17 protein-coding genes are annotated in these 16,897 nt (G+C 59.4%); 8 read left to right on the top strand and 9 right to left on the bottom strand.

The genetic code is table 11. The annotated features are described in order from the left end of the window. Window positions 1-6 precede the first annotated feature (6 nt). Window positions 7-1,488: a protein adenylyltransferase SelO gene (locus A3OQ_RS0101140; protein ID WP_026595357.1), complete on the bottom strand. Its 1,482-nt coding sequence runs from the start codon at window positions 1,486-1,488 to the stop codon at window positions 7-9. A gap of 288 nt (window positions 1,489-1,776) precedes the next feature. On the opposite strand from A3OQ_RS0101140, the gene A3OQ_RS0101130 reads away from it, so the two are divergent. The 3 genes from A3OQ_RS0101130 (at window position 1,777) to A3OQ_RS0101120 (ending at window position 5,200) form a co-directional block, all read left to right on the top strand. Next, window positions 1,777-2,505, top strand: coding sequence for a response regulator (locus A3OQ_RS0101130; protein ID WP_020173508.1), 729 nt, complete (start codon window positions 1,777-1,779; stop codon window positions 2,503-2,505). 150 nt (window positions 2,506-2,655) lie between these two features. Further along, window positions 2,656-3,903, top strand: coding sequence for an ATP-binding protein (locus tag A3OQ_RS0101125; protein ID WP_152428270.1), 1,248 nt, complete (start codon window positions 2,656-2,658; stop codon window positions 3,901-3,903). Between the two features lie 274 nt (window positions 3,904-4,177). Further along, a complete protein-coding gene (locus A3OQ_RS0101120; RefSeq protein ID WP_020173506.1) occupies window positions 4,178-5,200 on the top strand; it encodes a hypothetical protein in 1,023 nt (340 codons plus the stop codon). A 42-nt stretch (window positions 5,201-5,242) separates the two neighbouring features. Here the strand turns inward: A3OQ_RS0101120 and A3OQ_RS0101115 are convergent, their stop codons facing one another. Beyond that, entirely contained in the window at window positions 5,243-5,554 is a 312-nt protein-coding gene (locus A3OQ_RS0101115; protein ID WP_020173505.1) for a hypothetical protein, read from the bottom strand. 162 nt (window positions 5,555-5,716) lie between these two features. On the opposite strand from A3OQ_RS0101115, the gene A3OQ_RS23870 reads away from it, so the two are divergent. Further along, the gene (locus A3OQ_RS23870) at window positions 5,717-6,424 is read left to right on the top strand and encodes a cytochrome c oxidase assembly factor Coa1 family protein (RefSeq protein WP_020173504.1); all 708 of its coding nucleotides are present in this window, start codon (window positions 5,717-5,719) and stop codon (window positions 6,422-6,424) included. Here the strand turns inward: A3OQ_RS23870 and A3OQ_RS0101105 are convergent. Further along, complete coding sequence (locus A3OQ_RS0101105) at window positions 6,391-7,047, bottom strand: pyridoxamine 5'-phosphate oxidase family protein (RefSeq protein ID WP_020173503.1); 657 nt, start codon at window positions 7,045-7,047, stop codon at window positions 6,391-6,393. The genes A3OQ_RS23870 and A3OQ_RS0101105 overlap by 34 nt on opposite strands. 143 nt (window positions 7,048-7,190) lie before the next feature. Here A3OQ_RS0101105 and A3OQ_RS0101100 point away from each other — a divergent pair, with 143 nt between their 5' ends. Continuing rightward, the gene (locus A3OQ_RS0101100; RefSeq protein ID WP_020173502.1) at window positions 7,191-9,743 is read left to right on the top strand and encodes a heavy metal translocating P-type ATPase; all 2,553 of its coding nucleotides are present in this window, start codon (window positions 7,191-7,193) and stop codon (window positions 9,741-9,743) included. A gap of 10 nt (window positions 9,744-9,753) precedes the next feature. Here A3OQ_RS0101100 and A3OQ_RS21055 read toward each other — a convergent pair whose 3' ends face one another. Further along, on the bottom strand, window positions 9,754-10,779 hold the full coding sequence (locus tag A3OQ_RS21055; protein WP_020173501.1) for a sensor histidine kinase: 1,026 nt from the start codon (window positions 10,777-10,779) through the stop codon (window positions 9,754-9,756). Window positions 10,780-10,997: 218 nt separating this feature from the next. On the opposite strand from A3OQ_RS21055, the gene A3OQ_RS0101090 reads away from it, so the two are divergent. Further along, on the top strand, window positions 10,998-11,615 hold the full coding sequence (locus tag A3OQ_RS0101090) for an invasion associated locus B family protein (RefSeq protein ID WP_152428269.1): 618 nt from the start codon (window positions 10,998-11,000) through the stop codon (window positions 11,613-11,615). Window positions 11,616-11,684: 69 nt separating this feature from the next. Here the strand turns inward: A3OQ_RS0101090 and A3OQ_RS0101085 are convergent, their stop codons facing one another. Then, window positions 11,685-11,993, bottom strand: a complete 309-nt coding sequence (locus A3OQ_RS0101085; RefSeq protein ID WP_152428268.1) for a hypothetical protein — start codon at window positions 11,991-11,993, stop codon at window positions 11,685-11,687. 418 nt (window positions 11,994-12,411) lie between these two features. On the opposite strand from A3OQ_RS0101085, the gene A3OQ_RS24775 reads away from it, so the two are divergent. Continuing rightward, window positions 12,412-12,603, top strand: a complete 192-nt coding sequence (locus A3OQ_RS24775) for a hypothetical protein (RefSeq protein WP_040579813.1) — start codon at window positions 12,412-12,414, stop codon at window positions 12,601-12,603. Between the two features lie 36 nt (window positions 12,604-12,639). Here A3OQ_RS24775 and A3OQ_RS0101075 read toward each other — a convergent pair whose 3' ends face one another. From A3OQ_RS0101075 to A3OQ_RS0101060, 4 genes are all read right to left on the bottom strand, one after another. Next, window positions 12,640-13,011, bottom strand: coding sequence for a hypothetical protein (locus tag A3OQ_RS0101075; protein WP_020173497.1), 372 nt, complete (start codon window positions 13,009-13,011; stop codon window positions 12,640-12,642). A 79-nt stretch (window positions 13,012-13,090) separates the two neighbouring features. After that, window positions 13,091-13,675: a GNAT family N-acetyltransferase gene (locus tag A3OQ_RS21045; protein ID WP_152428267.1), complete on the bottom strand. Its 585-nt coding sequence runs from the start codon at window positions 13,673-13,675 to the stop codon at window positions 13,091-13,093. Between the two features lie 233 nt (window positions 13,676-13,908). Beyond that, window positions 13,909-14,217 (bottom strand): hypothetical protein, encoded by a 309-nt coding sequence (locus A3OQ_RS0101065; protein WP_020173495.1) that lies wholly within the window; start codon window positions 14,215-14,217, stop codon window positions 13,909-13,911. 91 nt (window positions 14,218-14,308) lie between these two features. Further along, window positions 14,309-15,493: a 2'-deoxycytidine 5'-triphosphate deaminase gene (locus A3OQ_RS0101060; RefSeq protein ID WP_020173494.1), complete on the bottom strand. Its 1,185-nt coding sequence runs from the start codon at window positions 15,491-15,493 to the stop codon at window positions 14,309-14,311. Between the two features lie 165 nt (window positions 15,494-15,658). Here A3OQ_RS0101060 and A3OQ_RS0101055 point away from each other — a divergent pair, with 165 nt between their 5' ends. Then, the gene (locus A3OQ_RS0101055; RefSeq protein ID WP_020173493.1) at window positions 15,659-16,885 is read left to right on the top strand and encodes an O-succinylhomoserine sulfhydrylase; all 1,227 of its coding nucleotides are present in this window, start codon (window positions 15,659-15,661) and stop codon (window positions 16,883-16,885) included. Window positions 16,886-16,897 lie beyond the last annotated feature (12 nt).

The following is a 16,897-nucleotide window of genomic DNA, read 5'->3' as shown; positions in this document are numbered from 1 at the left end:
CAGCCCTCAAGTGCCGCAAAACGTCTGATACATGCCCTGGCTCGGCGGTGGCGGATCGGCATAATGCGCGAAATCCGGCTGGTCTTCGTAAGGTTTCGAGAGCACCGCTAGCAAGGTTTCAAAAGGTACGAAATCGCGTGTCTTCACGGCGGCTTCGATCACCGCTTCGACGCGGTGATTGCGCGGAATGAAGGCCGGGTTCACGCGGCGCATGGCATCGCGGCGTGCCTGCGCATCCTGCGATTCCAGCGCAAGGCGCTCGCGCCAATGCACGGCCCAATCGTCGAAGGCGGTCGGATCGATGAAAAGATCCCGTACTACTGCGCCGTCCGCCTCGGTGCTCGCGGCGGCATCGCACAGACGCCGAAAGGTCAGCGTGAAATCGGCCTTGTTCACAGCCATGCGATCAAGCAAAGCCTGCATGAGTTCGGCGTCGCCCTCGCGTTCTTCGAAGAGGCCGAATTTCCGCCGCAAGCCGTCTTCATGGGCCTTCTTGAAGATCAGAGGAAAGGCGGCAAGCGCTTCGTTCGCCTGTTCAAGCGCCTTGTCCTTATCTTCCGCGATCAGCGGCATCAGACATTCGGCGAGCCGCGCGAGATTCCAATGCGCGATGCCGGGCTGCCGCGCATAGGCATAGCGCCCGGCGTGATCGATCGAGCTGAACACGGTCTCCTTGTCATATGTGTCCATGAAGGCGCAGGGACCATAATCGATGGTCTCGCCCGCGATCGACATATTGTCGGTGTTCATGACCCCGTGAATGAAGCCGACATTGAGCCAGCGCGCGACGAGCGCCGCCTGTCGCGCGATCACCGCGTCGAGCAAAGCACGATAGGGCTGCGGTGCGCCTGCCGCGTCCGGATAATGCCGCGCGATCGTATAATCGGCGAGGCGGCGCAGGCCTTCGCCGTCGCGGCGGGCCAAAAAGAACTGGAACGTCCCGACGCGGATGTGGCTCGATGCGACGCGGGTGAAGACTGCCCCCGGCAGCATGGTCTCGCGGATGACGTTCTCGCCCGTCGTCACCGCGGCGAGCGCGCGCGTCGTCGGGATGCCGAGCGCGGCCATGGCCTCGCTAATCAGATATTCGCGCAGCACGGGGCCCAGCGCCGCGCGTCCATCGCCGCGCCGCGAAAAGGGCGTCGGACCGGAGCCTTTGAGCTGAATATCGCGGCGCATGCCGTTGCGATCCACGACTTCGCCGAGCAGGATCGCACGGCCGTCGCCCAATTGCGGGACGAACTGGCCGAATTGGTGCCCCGCATAAGCGGTCGCGATCGGGTCGGCGCCATCGGGGATGCGCTTGCCGGCGAGGATCTCGATGCCCTCTTGCGTTGCAAGCGCCTCGGGATCGAGCCCGAGCTGCAGGGCGAGCTCATGGTTGAGCTTGATGAGGGCAGGCGCGGCAACGGATGCCGGCAGGACCCGCGCATGAAACGAATCCGGCAGCTTCGCATAGGAATTGTCGAAGGGAATATGCGCTGTCATGTCGAGGCGATCTCCTCCGGCCGCGATATAGGGCTCAGGGACCTGATGCAAGAGCCGAGCCTGAGCGGTTTTGGCGTGGGTGTCCGAGTTTGCCCATGGCGCTGAAATCGCGACATGAGCCGGACATCGGACATTTGCAGGTTTTCGCTATTTTGTTTCCCAGTGTTTCTCAATTGGCAAGTTCGTCGCTGCTTGCCGCTCTTTCGACATGATTCAGCCGTGCGAGCATTGCGCCCGCATAAGCCGGCTGTTGCGCCAGACATGCGTGCATGAAATAAACGCACCGACATGCAAGACCTCAAAACAGACATTGGCGCGCCGCATATTCTTATCGTCGAGGACGATAAGGAAATCTGCACATTGATCGCACGTTACCTGAACAATCAGGACATGCGGACCTCGATCGCAAATCATGGGCGCGAGATGGATCTGAAGCTCAGCCATGATCCTGTCGATCTGATCGTCCTCGATCTCAATCTGCCTAAGGAAGATGGTCTTTCAATCTGTCTCAGGCTGCGCAGCACATCGAATATTCCGATCATCATGCTGACGGCGAAAAGCGAGGAGATCGATCGGATCATCGGATTGGAAATGGGAGCCGACGATTATCTGCCGAAGCCGTTCAATCCGCGCGAATTGCTGGCCCGTATCCGGGCGGTGCTGCGGCGTCAAACGAATGAGCGCGACACGAGGCCCAAGCATCTGTTCAATTTCGCCGGATGGCAAATCAACCGGGGGCTTCGGCAGGTTCTCAATCCGCGAGGCGCTAAAGTCATGCTGACCGGCGCGGAATTCGATCTCCTGGCTGCGTTCTGCGAACATCCGGGCCGGGTTCTGTCGCGCGATCAATTGCTCGAAATCACCCAGGGCCGAACGTCGGGCGTCTTCGAACGCAGCGTCGATATTCTGGTGAGCCGCTTGCGCCAGAAGATCGAGGTCAATCCGCGCGACCCGGAAATGATCAAGACGGTCCGATCCGGCGGCTATTTGTTTACCCAAGCCGTCGAGGCAGAGTAATTCGTGAGGATACGCTTTCCGCAGGAAATTGCGACGCAGATCGTTTTACTGCTCATAATCTCCGCGATTATATTCCATTTGTGCATCAGCGCGGCGTTTTTTATCGGCCGGGGTTCCTTCCCGCCGCATGATCCCGGCGCGGAAAATCGCATGATCGCTCGCATCGGCGATTTTCTAAAAATTGCAAATGGGCTTGCCGCGCCGGACCGCGAAAAACTTCTGGCCTGGTTCGAAGCGGATCATCCGCATCTCGACATGAAAGCGGAAACCGTCCCCGCGCAGACCTCGACGTCTGCCCAAAACAACAAGGTGGTCGAGGCGCTCCAAAGTTACGTCGGGCCGGCCATAGGCGTTACCGGCACCGATGCCTCTGGCCGCCAACGCATCGGTTTTCGATTCGAGGACGGTACCTCCATCACGATGGCGGCCCCGCCTGGCGATGGGGAGCATCGGCCGCCGCCGGATCGGGGGCCTCCGCCGCCGGATCGTGGACTTCCCGGCGAATTCGGACGCGGAGCTATGCCGCCGCCACCGTCGCCGATGATTCCCGTCGTCTTCGGGACATTGCTTTTCTTTGCCATCAGTTTCACGATTTTCATTTTATGGGCGGGACGTGGCCTGACCCGTCCATTGCGCAGATTCGCGGAAGCCGTCGACGAGTTTTCGGTCAAGGGGACCATGGCCTTGGTGGAAGAGAGCGGGCCGAGCGAACTTCGCGGCGCCGCGCGCGCTCTGAATCGTATGAGCGAACGCGTCAAGACGATGATCGAGCAAAGAACGCAGATGCTCGCCGCGGTCAGCCATGATTTGCGAACGCCTGTGACGCGCTTGCGGCTGCGGGCCGAATTCATTGAACCGAGTGACGTCCGCGATCCGATATTGCGGGATATCGAACAAATGGACGCAATGGTTCATAGCGCTTTGTCGTTTATTCGAGATGGCAAGGAGGTGCAAAGAAATGCGCTTCTTGATCTCAGCGCCTTGCTGCAAACGATATGCAATGAGTTCGCGGATATGGGCTACAAAGTCCATTTCGATGCGGCTGAGCCAATCTCAATCAAGGGCAATGTGGACGAGCTCTACCGCGCCGTTACGAATCTCGTCAGCAATGCCGTGAAATTCGGAACAGAGGTGGAAGTTCGTCTGCGCTGCGCTTCGCTGGATTGGATAGAGATCGATGTCATCGACGATGGTCCGGGTATTCCCGAAGCCGATAAGGCTGCGATGCTTGCGCCTTTCACGCGTGGCGACGAGTCGCGAAAAGCAGATGCCTTACAAGGTTTCGGCTTGGGCTTGCCCATTGTCCAGGCCATCGTGACGGCGCATCGGGGTCAGTTGCATCTGCTCGATCGCAAACCGCATGGATTGATCGCACGCATTACGCTGCCTCGCGCTTGAAACGGACCTCATGCAACCGCGTTTTACCGCGGAAATTTGTATCGCCACGATGTATGTTTGTGTCCGAATGTTTCTGCGCGCCGTCACGGGCCGACATTAAACGAGCGTGCAACTCCAAGCGTCGAGATGTTTCGCTTGCGTGAAGAAGGGCTGATCGGATTATTATGTTTCCAATCGGAAACATATCTGCAAATCGCGACACATTTTTTTTAAGCTCTGCACAAGATTGCCCTTCGATAACGCGTGCATAAGCAAGAGCGAACGGAGGGCGGCAATGTCCGTTTCAAGCGTAAACTCCAACAACGCGGATTTACTGAGTCTCTATCAGCAGCGTAAGCAATCGCTCACGGAAATCGAAAGCGACGTCGCGTCCGGAAACATAGCGGCCGCGCAGACAGCCTTGTCGTCATACAAGACAGCCTCGACCTCCATTGCAGGCGACGGCAGTACGACTACTGGCACATCCGGCATCGGCTCGGTCCAGATCAAAAGCGATCTGTCTTCGCTCTTGTCTTATGTGCAAGGTGGCGATTTGACGGATGCGCAATCGTCTCTGAGCGCATTGCAGCAGGATGAGGCGTCGCAGGCCAAAGCGGCCGATAATTTTGGGACGGATCTTTCAAACCTCCTTCAATCCGTGCAATCGGGCAACACGACGGGCGCGCAGAGCGCGGCAACTGCCCTCACGTCGGATCTGCAGGCCTTGCTCGGGACGTCATCGAGCGGCAGCACGAGTTCATCGTCTGCGACGACGGATTCGTCGTCGTCGAGCAGCAGCGCAACGTCCGGCAGTCAGTTTCTGACGGATCTGAACTCGCTTTTGAGCGCAGTTCAATCGGGTGACACGGCAACCGAGCAATCGGCGGCGAGCAGCGTCACGCAGGATCTCGCAAATCTGTCGAGTCCACCACCGCCCCCGCCACCACCGCCATCTTTAACGTCAACGGACAGCACGGATAGTTCGCTGGCGAGTCTCGCGAGCGATCTTGGGACCCTTCTCAATTCCGTCTCATCGGGCGATACCACGAGCGCGAAGAGCGCCGCCGACGCCGTCACCAAAGATTTGGAGGCTTTGTTGGGAACGTCCTCGTCCAGCGGCACGAGTTCTTCAACCACCGCTGCATCGTCCAGTTCGGCGACCACGGCGGCCTCCGCCGCCACGGCGTCGAGCAGCAGCGACGGCACAGACGCCACGACGCTTGCCAATAGTCTGGCGTCTAGGCTGATCAGCAATAGCCTCGCTTCGGCGCTTGCCGCTTATCTGCAAAACTCCGGCGATCAATTGACGACGATGTGAGGTCGGGGCCCTGACGCGCGGCCGGAGAGTTTCGAGCGGGCTTTAGTCTGCGAAGGCTTCGGCTTTGTCTTTCGCCGGCTGGGCGTTCAAGGCATCCACGAGGCAGGACGGAAGGTCGACATAGCGAAAGCGGTCGATGGCCCAACCCTGGCCTCCATCGCGTTCGATCTCGTGAAGCAGCACGCCAAAGCCGCTGATGGCTCTACGAGTCCGATAGATCGCCTTAACCGTGTAGACCGCCCGCTCTTGCAAACCGCCTAAGCCCCCGATCCAAATGGCGCGCATGTATTTTCCGTTGGCGCTTGCATCGATGCAGACGACCTTCGTGCCTGCCGGGGTGTGTGGAGAAATCATCGCTATGCCCTTTCCGCGTTCTAGAACTCCTCGCAGAACAACGGGACATGCCTAAGTTTGCGGTTGAACGGAATTAGGGCCGTTTAATTTCCATATGTTTCCGGTCGCCCTTAGGAAAAGCTGATAGATTTCGCCCCCGAAATGCCGCCGGGGACGTGAACCATGGCCGATTCAACCGCTCATATCGACGCTAAAGCCGTTCCCGCGGAAATCGACCGCTGGAACTGGGGCGCGTTCCTGCTCAACTGGATATGGGGCGTAGGAAACAACACTTTCATCGCGCTCCTGACATTCATTCCGTTTTTCGGCATTTTGATCATGCCATTCGTCCTCGGAGCGAAAGGCAGCGCCTGGGCATGGCGCAATGGGCGATGGGACAGCATAGAGCATTTCAAGCGCGTGCAGCGCTTGTGGGCAATCTGGGGCGTCGTCATATGGATTGGCGTGATCGCGCTATGGGGATCTTTCTTTGGCGGCATCCTCTATATGCTAGCACATTCCGACGCCTATAGGCTCGGGGTGGTCAGGCTTGAGGCCAATTCCGAAGCGGTGAACCTTCTCGGGCCGCCCATACGAACGGGCATTCCTATGGGCTCGATTTCGATCTTGGGCGCGTCGGGTTCCGCGCGCCTCAGCTTTTCCGTGAGCGGGACCAAGGCCGCGGGAAAAGCCTTTCTGGAGGCGGTCAAACAAAACGGCGTTTGGTCGATCAAGGGTTTCAAACTCAAAATCGATGGCCGCGACGAGGTGATCGATCTCATGAACGAAACGCGCGCTGAAATCGAGGATTCACAAAGACCGATTGCTGCGAGCATGGGGCTCTTCGCAAATGCCCTTCACGCCTCGCCCTTTGCCAGCAGCGCAAAATAATCGTCCGCGCTCAGGAGCCCGCCATTCGCTTCCGCCTTGCCTTGATCCTTGGCCGGCAGCGCGTCCTGCACGAAGTCGATGCGTTTCCATGCGGGCGCGGGCGTGTCATGGCCGGGCTGCGGCACATATTTCGATGCCGCGCGTTTTTGATAGGTCGGAATATAGCGCGGGCAGTTGATCCAGATCTCGTCCGCGTCGACGCTGACCAGGAATTGCGCTTCGGCATAATCTTGGAGCAGCGGATGTTCGAAATGGATTTCGGCCGTTCCATGCACGCGCAGACGATGCGGGGTCTCGAAATCGATGAAGAGCAGGCCGACCCTGGGCGCAGCCATGAGGTTGCCCATCGAATAATACATGCCGTTGCCGTCATAGCAGGGAAAGATGAGCTGCGATGGACCGGTGACTTTGACGAAGCCGATGGGGCCGCCCTTATAGGAGACGGTGGGGCGTCCAGCACCGTCCACTGTCGATAAGAAAAACATGTCGCGACTTTCGAGGAAGGCTTTTTCTTCCGGTGCGAATTCGCAATGCAGAAGACCATTCTCCATCAGATCGGCCATGCGCGTCGCGTCAAATTTCTCCTGCAGCGCGCGATGTGCCGGTGAATAGAGTTTGCTCATATTTCCCTCCCGATTGGCGGATGATACGGCCGGATCGCTTATTTTTGATCTCGGTCATGGCCTTTGAAGCCGTTTTCACTTTAAGGGGACGATACCATATATCTGGCACACGCCTATTTCCGCCCCGTGCAAGGAGATCCGCTTTGTCCCTCGAGACCGTATCCGCGCCCGTGGCGCTGCCGGAAGCTGGTGCCAGGCTTCAATTGCCGATCGACGGCATGCATTGCGCGTCCTGCGTCGGACGGATCGAGAAGGCCGTCGCCGCTGTGCCGGGCGTGGCAAGCGTGGCCGTCAATCTTGCGACAGAGCGCGCCGACGTGCGTTTCGCCGGAGCTGCGGAGGCGGAGCCCGTCATCGCGGCGATCCGCGCCGCGGGGTTTGACGTCCGGCAAGAGAGCTTGGATCTTCATATCGAAGGCATGCATTGCGCGTCTTGCATCGCGCGCACCGAAAAAGAATTGCGCGCCGTGCCGGGCGTGATCGAGGCCAATGTCAATCTCGCGACCGAACGCGCGCATGTGACGTTCAGCGCCGGGTCGGTGCAATTCGGCGATCTCGCACGGGCGGTCGAGAAGGCTGGCTATCATGCGCATCCCGTGGGCGAACCCGGCGCCCCCGCAGCTCATCATCATCACGATGAAGATGCCAAAAAGCTCGTGCGCGACACGGTTCTCGCGGCGCTGCTGGCGGCGCCTGTCTTCATCGTCGAGATGGGCGGCCATCTCGTGCCGTCGTTCCACATGTGGATCATGCAGACGATCGGGACGACGCCGCTGCGCGTGGCGGAATTCCTGCTGACCGCCGTGGTTCTGTTCGGGCCGGGCCGGCGTTTCTTCACGTCGGGCATTCCGGCCTTGCTGCGCGGTGCGCCGGAGATGAATGCGCTCGTCGCCCTCGGTGCCGGCGCGGCCTTCGCCTATTCGACGCTTGTCACTTTCGCGCCGGGTCTTTTTCCCGAGAGTACGGCGCAGGTCTATTTCGAAGCAGCGGCCGTGATCGTCACTTTGATCCTGCTCGGCCGGACTTTGGAGGCGCGCGCCAAGACCCATACCGGCGCAGCGATCCGGCATCTGCTTAACCTGAAGCCGAAAACCGCGCGGGTTGTGCGCAACGGCGAGACGGTCGAAATCCCGCTTGAGGCCGTCGTCAAGGACGACATCCTCATGGTCCGGCCCGGCGAAACCGTGCCCGTCGACGGCGAAATCGTGGAAGGCTCATCCTTCATCGATGAATCGATGCTGACCGGCGAAGCGGACCCCAAGGCCAAAACGGTTGGAGCGCCGGTTGTCGGCGGAACGCTCAACGGCTCCGGCAGCTTCTCCCTGCGCGCGACAAAACTTGGCGCGGACAGCGTCTTGTCGCAGATCATCCGCATGGTCGAAGATGCGCAAGGCGCGAAACTGCCGATCCAAGCCTTGGCCGACAAAGTCGCAGGCCGGTTCGTCCCGGCCGTGATGGGCATCGCGGCTTTGACCTTCCTTCTCTGGTATTTCCTTGGGCCCGCGCCTGCTCTGCCTTATGCGCTGACCAGCATGGTCGCGGTTCTGATCATCGCTTGTCCCTGTGCGATGGGGTTGGCGACGCCGACGTCGATCATGGTCGGCACCGGACGCGGCGCCGAACTCGGCATTTTGTTTCGTCAAGGCACGGCGTTGCAGACATTGCGCGACGTGACCGTGATCGCCTTCGATAAGACAGGCACGCTCACCAAGGGCCACCCGGAACTGACCGATTTCATATCCCTCGAGGGATTTTCGCGCGACGAAGTTCTGGCGCTTGTCGCTTCCGTCGAAGCGCGCTCGGAACATCCGATCGGCAAGGCTATCGTAACGGCGGCCGAGCAGGCGGGGCTCAAGCTCGCTGAGGTCAGCGATTTTTCCGCCGAAGCGGGATTTGGCGTGACGGCGCGCGTCGCCGGCAAAAAGATCGAAGTCGGCGCCGACCGTTTCATGACCAAGCTTGGCTATGATATCGGATCAGTCGCCGCGCAGACCGCGCCTTTCGGGCTTGCAGCGAAGACGCCGCTTTATGTGGCGGTCGACGGCAGACTTGCGGCGATCGTCGCCGTCTCCGATCCTTTGAAAGCCTCTGCCGCGCCGGCCATTGCCGCGCTCCGGGCCGAGCATATCGAAACGCTCATGATCACCGGCGACAATCAGCGCACGGCCGAAGCCATCGCGGCGCAAGCCGGTATCGACCGGGTCGTCGCCGAGGTTTTGCCCGCCGGCAAGGCCAAGGTCATCGAAGATTTGCGCGCCAAGGGCGGCACGATCGCTTTCGCAGGCGACGGCATCAATGACGCGCCGGCGCTCGCCAAGGCCGATGTCGGCATCGCGGTCGGATCAGGAACCGACATCGCCATCGAAACGGCCGACGTGGTCTTGATGTCGAACGATCTGATGAGTGTCGCAACGGCGATTACGCTCAGCCGGGCCGTGATCCGCAACATCAAGCAGAATCTCTTCTGGGCCTTCGGCTATAATGTCGTTCTGGTTCCCGTTGCCGCGGGCGTGCTCTATCCGGCCTATGGCGTGCTTTTGTCGCCGATGCTTGCTGCGGGCGCAATGGCCTTTTCGTCGATCTTCGTGCTTGGCAATGCCTTGCGGCTGCGCGGTTTCACGCCGCCGCGCCGGCAAGAAGGACCGCAGGCGCGTGCGCTCCCGTTGACCGCGCAGCAAAGTGCGCGGGCGACTTAAGCGACGTCGATTATTCGGTCTTTTCGCGTTCGAGCACGATCGAGCCCGCGGGAACGTCGAGGTGCCAGGCGACGCCTTCGGGATTGAAATCCGCGTGCGATGTGCCGCCCAGCGCCTGTCCCGTGATGCGTTCCATCACGATATGGCCGAAACCCTTGTGGCCGGGCGGGTTGACGGAAGGCCCGCCTTTCTCCTGCCAGGTCATTTGAAGCCTCGGGACATCCTTTTCCGTCTTCAATTGCCAGGAGATGGAGACGTGCCCTTCCGGCACCGACAAGGCGCCATATTTGGCCGCATTGGTCGACAGTTCGTGCAAGGCGATCCCGATATTCTGCGCCGCCTCCGGCCGCAGAAACAGATCTGGTCCTTCGAGATGAAATTTTTCGTCGAACCGGTCTTCGTAATGGCGCAGTTGCGACCGGATGAGATCGCCGAGCGAAGCCCCTTCCCAATCGACATTGGATAAAAGGTCATGCGAGCCCGCGAGGCCGCTCAGACGTTCGCTGAACCGTGTGACGAATTCCTCGGGCGAACTCAGATGACTGAGCGATTGCCGGGCCATGGCCTGGATCACGGCCAAAAGGTTTTTCGAGCGATGCGTCAGCTCCCGCATCAGAAAATGCACGTGCTGCTCGCGCTGTTTCAGCGAGGTAATGTCGCGGACCACGAAGGATGCGCCGATCATGTGGCCGTCCGGCGCCTTCATCGGCGCGCCACGGACCAGGATTTCGATGGGCTCGCCATTCTTGCGGTGCCGGATGGCCTGAAATTCGATCGGTTCGCCGCCGTGCAGACGTTGCAGGAATTGATGGCGCTCTGAGACCCTGTCGGGCGAAGGATCGATGTCGGAAAAGTTTTTCCCGAGGACTTCCGCCGCCGTATATCCGAAAAGCCGCTCGGCTGCGGCGTTCCAGCCCGAAATAGCGTCCTTCTCATCGATGGTCACGATGGCATCGATTGAAGAGGCATAGATCGAGTCCAATTGGGCACGGAGCGAATCTGTGGAGGCCGGGTCTTGAACGGAATTGCTCGTCATGAAGGGTATCGCATGGAAAATGTGTCCCCCTATATTGGGGCGACGGGTATCGCCGCCTATCCCCAGCGTCTTAAAGTCCTATAGCGTTCCAGCCGGATGTAAAAATTCCTGACCTATCGAGCTTCCGCCCTTTTCCGATGTTCCGCTTGCCGATGGGAAGGCGGAAATCGTACAAGGCTCCGCTCAGGCTGCCGGTTGAGACAGAAAGGCTTGTTCCGATGTTGGGAACTCCATTGCGCATTTTGACCTTCGGCTTCGCCGTTTTGATCGCCGTTCCGGGAGCGGCTTTCGCTCAAGGGGCCATCCGTGTCGGGCAGCAAAAGCAGCAGGCGGCGGCTCCGGCTCCGGCCGCCGCCCCGGCGGCACAGCCCCAGGCGCAGCCGCCGGCTCCACCGCAGCCCGTTAGAACCGAAATCTTGAATTTCGACAATTGGAGCGTGACCTGCCGCGAATTCGCCGAAGGCAAACGCAAGCGCATTTGTTTCGCGCTGCTGCAGATCGCTCAACAGAATAACAATCAGAACCAGGTCGTCTTTTCCTGGACGATCGGCACCGACGACGAAAACCACCAGCTTATGACCCTGCAAACGCCGACCGGCGTCTCGATAGCTCCCGGCGTCGATTTGAAATTGGCTAAGGGAAATCACACGGTTCCCTACACGGCCTGCGAGACGGGCCATTGCATCGCAACCCAGCCGCTCGATGCCGCTTTGGTCCGCGATATCGCGGCGACGGCCGAAGTGCAGGCCATCATACACTCTTCGGATGGCCGGGATGTCACGATCAATATTCCCATCAAGGGCTTCGACAAGGCCTATGCCGCCTTGCCGAAATAAAGGTTTCCGACCGCGGTCAGGCTTACTCGCTTTTCGAGCGGCGTGGTGTCTGCTTGCCGGTGGTCCGGCTTAATAGCCGACGCCAAGGATGACGGACTGGGAAGAGCCATAGGCCGGGCGCCCGATTTCGGGGCTCGGCGCATATCTGATCTCGGCCGTTTCATGGATGAAATCTTGCGGTACACGGCGCGGCGCGGCGCTCGGCTGAGCCGCGGCCTGCTGGGCCGGAACACGGACCTGGCTGGGAGCGGGCGCCGCCGTGAAATAGGGCCAAAACAAATAACTGTAACCGGTTTGGGCCTGAGCGGCGCCGAGCTGGCTTAAAATCGCGGTCAAAGCCATCGCCGTCAGCGCCATCCGCTTGAGACTGTGAGCCATCTTCAAAACTCCTGTCTGTAGCGGCCGGGCCATGCCGGTCGCTCGACCTTAAGTCCATGGCCACGATATGGCCCCTCGATATGAACTTTGGTCTTTATCACTTAAAATCTTCCTACAGCTTGAAGCCTTCATATACACAATTGCAGGGGTCGAGCCTATGACCTTGGAGCCACTCTGCTGGAAGATTACTATCAGTTTTGGAGATTCCACGTCGTTTTGTAAATCGCAAAGCTTGGAAAAGCGCTGCTTAGCTGGGTATTACTGGTACCACAAGGTAAAATGGCACCGTATTAACGACCTAATACTCCAGTTTTGGGTCTTCGCGCCGGCTTTGTTTGGGACCCGGATCTCTTCTCGCCACTGGCCCGAAATCCGCTATAGAACCCGCCGAAAAGACGATGAGTTTGGAGACCAGGACGTGAGCGAGTGGCAGCCTATGGCGACAGCGCCGAAAGACGGCAGTGAAATTCTTGTCTGCAAGGCAGGCGCGGAAGATGTCTTCGAGCTGATCGCGTGGAATCCGATTTTGCGGGCATGGCTCGACCGCAATGCAGAACCCTATGAAGGCGCCACGCATTGGCTGGCCATTCCGCCGACGCCGAAACATTAGCTTGTTATCTTGTGGTTCTTCCGGCGGCGTCTGCGATCAAGCTTTCGACATGACGCCATCCCAATCCGGCTTGCCGGTGGTGAGGAAGTTCAAGATGGCTTGGCCTGCTTGAGGCGCTTTGGCGCGCCAGCCGCTATGCTGAAAATTGATGGTCCGGTCGGGAAAGAAGAGCTCTGACAAGGGCTCGTTATTTTGCACGTAACGGCGTGCGCCAAGGACCGAAATGCCATGCGATAGAGCCATATGGCCGCCGATGCAGCAGATCGTGCCGCAATCGGACGCCGCCTGATGCATATCGACTTCGATCGTGTCCGCCATGAGCTTCGGCCAGAGCCCGATCAGCTCTTCGCGCTCCCAATCCTCGATCCCCAAGGCTTCGGCGGACAGATAAGGTTGATGGTGCTTCACGACTGTCTCCCATCTCGATTAAAGACTCTCGGAACGCATGCGTTCCAAGATAGCCCGCTTTTGAGATAGGGCCAGATCCTCAGGAGGGAAGAACGCCCGGTCCATGGAGAAATTTCTCCAAAAGGTGCTTTTGCGCGTCGAACATGGCATCGACAAAGCCAAGGCTGTCTTCGACATATTCGTCCCAGAGCGCCAGGGGCGAAATTTCGCGGGCGATGAGCTGCCCGGTGATTTCATCGCTTTCGAAATGCAGCTCGGCGTCGAATTTACGCGCGAGTTCGAGCATCGCCTGATTATGCGGCAGGCACAGGATCGACAGGGATTCGACGCCGCGATTACAGGCGGCGCGGATCACGCGGGAGAAAAGCTCGGTTCCGATGCCATGGTGGCGCCAATCGCTTTCGACACTCATCGCGGCTTCGCCCGCACCGGCTTTCAGGCGCAATTCACCAGCGCCACGCATCAAATCGCCTTCGAAATAGCCATAGACGATCGAGCCGTCGGAAAGACAGGTCTGGGCATATTCATCAAGGACGGAGTCTGCCGCGTAACAGCCGAAGCGGTCGTGCAACGTGTCCCGGTCGAGGCGATGGAGATGAGCCTTGAACGCGGGGAGGTCGGATAGCCACAGGCGGCGTACCCGCGAACGATTCTCGAAAGTCAACAAAGCTTTTACCTTTCAGTGGCTCAGCTTGGACTTTCCTCCCATTTCTTTCTCCGTATATCGCCCTTTGGGGAGCCTGTGGCAAGGCCTGGTATACCAATTCGCGGAGATGTGACCTATTAGATCACGATGATTATGAATTGAATCAATCCATAATCATTAACGTGATCGATTCTAAGGACTTAAAGCGGGATGCGGGCGCAAAACCGCTCCACAGTTTTGCTTGTCCCGCTTTAACCAATTTCCTCGCGGATGAACCAGATATGCGGCTTTGTTCTTAGCGCAACGGGATGAACTTTGTCTGACTCGGTTGGCTTCGAAATCCGCCAGCGCGCATTCTGCGCCATGATGATGACATCGCCGTCCGGGCGGACCTCGACGACCATGCCGTCGAATTTGCTACGCCGCAGAGTGATCTCGAAATTCAAGATATCGTTGCGGGCGAGCGATCCGTCCTCGCTCGTCGCTGGATTTTCGACGAAATCCAGTTCGAGCCCTTTGGAGAGTTTCGTCGCCGTAAAAAAGACGTCCCAGTTTCTCATGTCGCGGTCCGGGCAAATAGGTAAGTTGTCGCCTCCTTATAATTATTTTGATCTGCGGTCACATTTTTTATGACGGCCCGAGTTCGGCGCCTCAGCTCATCTTGAAATGTTTCGAGAGCTTCAAGCCCTGGCCCTGATAATTGGATGAGCCGGCCTGGCCGTAGAGCACCTGCGGGGCTTCGGCCATTTTCTCGAACATCAAGCGGCCGATGACCTGCCCATCTTCGAGAATGAAGGGCACCTCATGGCTGCGGACTTCCAAAACGCCGCGCGCGCCTGGCACGCCGTCAGGGCTGAAGCCGAAGCCGGGATCGAAGAAGCCTGCATAATGGACGCGAAACTCACCCATGGAGGGATCGATCGGAATCATCTCGGCTGCAAGATCGGGCGGAATGTGCATCCTTTCCTGCGAGGCGAGAATGTAGAACTCGCCCGGATCGAGGATCAGCCGTCTGTCATTGCGCGCGGCGATCGGCTCCCAGAAATCTTTCAGTTCATAGGCGCCGACGCGGTCCACATCGATAGGGTCGGTATGTTTTTGCGCGCGATAGCCGATGACCGGCCCAAGCGTTTCGCCGTCGAGAGCGATGCGCAGGATCAATCCGTGGCGCAGATGCAATTCGCCATCGACGAGCCTCTTTTCTTCGTGCCGTTGACGTAGCTCGCGATCGTCGAGCCCGAAGTCCGTCACGTTGAATTGCTGCGAATTCCAGCGCCGGAAACGAATCTGATTGAGCCGCGAACCTTTGTGAACCCGCACGCTGAAACTGCGCGGCGAAATCTCGGCGTAAAGCTGTCCCGTATAGCCGCGCGCGACATGATCGAAGACTTCGCTGCTATCGGTGATGAGTCTTGTGAAAATATCGAGCCGTCCGGTCGAGCTTTTCGGATTGGCGACCGCGGAAATACTTTCGGGCAGGCTCAGATGTTCGAGCAAAGGCACGACATAGACGCAGCCGCGTTCAAGGATTGCGCCATCGCCTTCAAGATCGATCTCGTCGGATTTCAGAACCGTGAGTTGATCCAAAACCGTCTTGTCTTTGCCCGGCAGAAAGCTGGCGCGCACGCGATACGCGCGGGCACCGAGCCTGAGGTCGAGGCTTGCCGGTTGAATCTGCGCGTCGTCGATCGGCGCGAGGCTCAAGATCATGCCCCGGCGCAGGAGAAAATGAATTTTCTCGCGCGGGAGCAGTCCGAATCGCGGGCCGAGATCGCCCGCTGCCGCGAGCAGGTTCTCGCTGCTGCTGTCCGGGAAAAGCTTAGGTTGCGTAGGCAAAAGCGCGGCTCTCATGTCAGGGCCCGGCAGCGGAGTGAGGAGCCCGATGGTAGAAGAATGCGTGTCTTTAGCGCAGTGGCATCGCAGCCCTGGGCGGGGTCTGTCCACACAAAAGGCTGACTCAGGCGCCTTGAGCGGGCGCCCGTCACGATATAAACCTTTGGAATGACGGATTTTAAGCCAAAACCTGCTGCAAAAGCCCTGCGCCCCGCGACCCAACTCGTCCATGGCGGCACCACCCGCTCGCCCTTCGGCGAAACCTCCGAAGCACTCTTCCTCACCCAAGGTTTCGTCTATGCGAGCGCCGAAGCCGCCGAAGCCCGCTTCAAGGGCGAGGATCCGGGCTTCGTCTATTCGCGCTATGCCAATCCGACCGTCGCCATGTTCGAGGAGCGCATGGCGCTGCTCGAAGGCGCCGAGGCGGCCCGCGCCACGGCCTCCGGCATGGCGGCTGTCACGGCCGCGCTTATGGGGCAGGTGAAGGCGGGCGATCATGTGATCGCCGCGCGCGCGCTCTTTGGGTCCTGTCTCTACATCGTCGAGGACCTGCTGCCGCGCTACGGCGTCGAGACGACGCTCGTCGACGGCGCTGATTTGTCGCAGTGGAAGGCAGCCGTCCGGCCCCAGACGAAAGTCTTGTTTTTGGAGAGCCCGACCAACCCCTGTCTCGAAGTCTACGACATTCGGGCCATTGCTGAGATCGCGCATGCGCATGGCGCGACGCTCGTCGTCGACAATGTGTTTGCGACGCCGCTTCTGCAAAAGCCCATGGCGCTCGGCGCCGATTGCGTCGTCTATTCGGCGACGAAACATATAGACGGGCAGGGCCGCTGCCTCGGCGGCGTCATTCTCGCGAGCAAAGCCTTCATCGAAGCGAACCTGCATAATTTCCTGCGCCAGACGGGGCCGGCTCTGTCGCCCTTCAACGCCTGGGTGCTTTTGAAATCGCTCGAAACCCTGCCATTGCGTATCAACCAGCAGATGCAGAGTGCCGCGCGGATCGCCGATTTCCTCAGCGACGCGCCGCAGATTTCGCGCGTGCTTTATCCGGGTCGCGACGATCATCCGCAGGCCGAGATCGTCCGGCGCCAGATGAGCGGCGGCGGTACCATGGTCGCGTTCGAGACCGCGGGCGGCAAGGCTTCCGCTTTCGCCTTTGCCAATGCGCTTTCGATCATCAAAATTTCAAACAATCTGGGCGATGCGAAAAGCCTCATCACCCATCCGGCGACGACGACCCATCAAAGATTGACGCCCGAAACCCGCGCGGGCCTTGGCATCAGCGACGGCATGCTGCGTCTTTCGGTCGGTTTGGAAGATGTCGAGGATCTGCTCGACGATCTGCGCGAGGCGCTGAGCGCGGTCGCACGGCCGCATCTCGCGGCGGAGTAAGGCGAGCCCGGG

It is taken from the genome of Methyloferula stellata AR4 (genome assembly GCF_000385335.1).
Lineage (GTDB): Bacteria > Pseudomonadota > Alphaproteobacteria > Rhizobiales > Beijerinckiaceae > Methyloferula > Methyloferula stellata.
The sequence above is the reverse complement of the archived record's forward strand: the minus strand, read 5'-3'. Positions and strand labels throughout refer to the sequence as shown.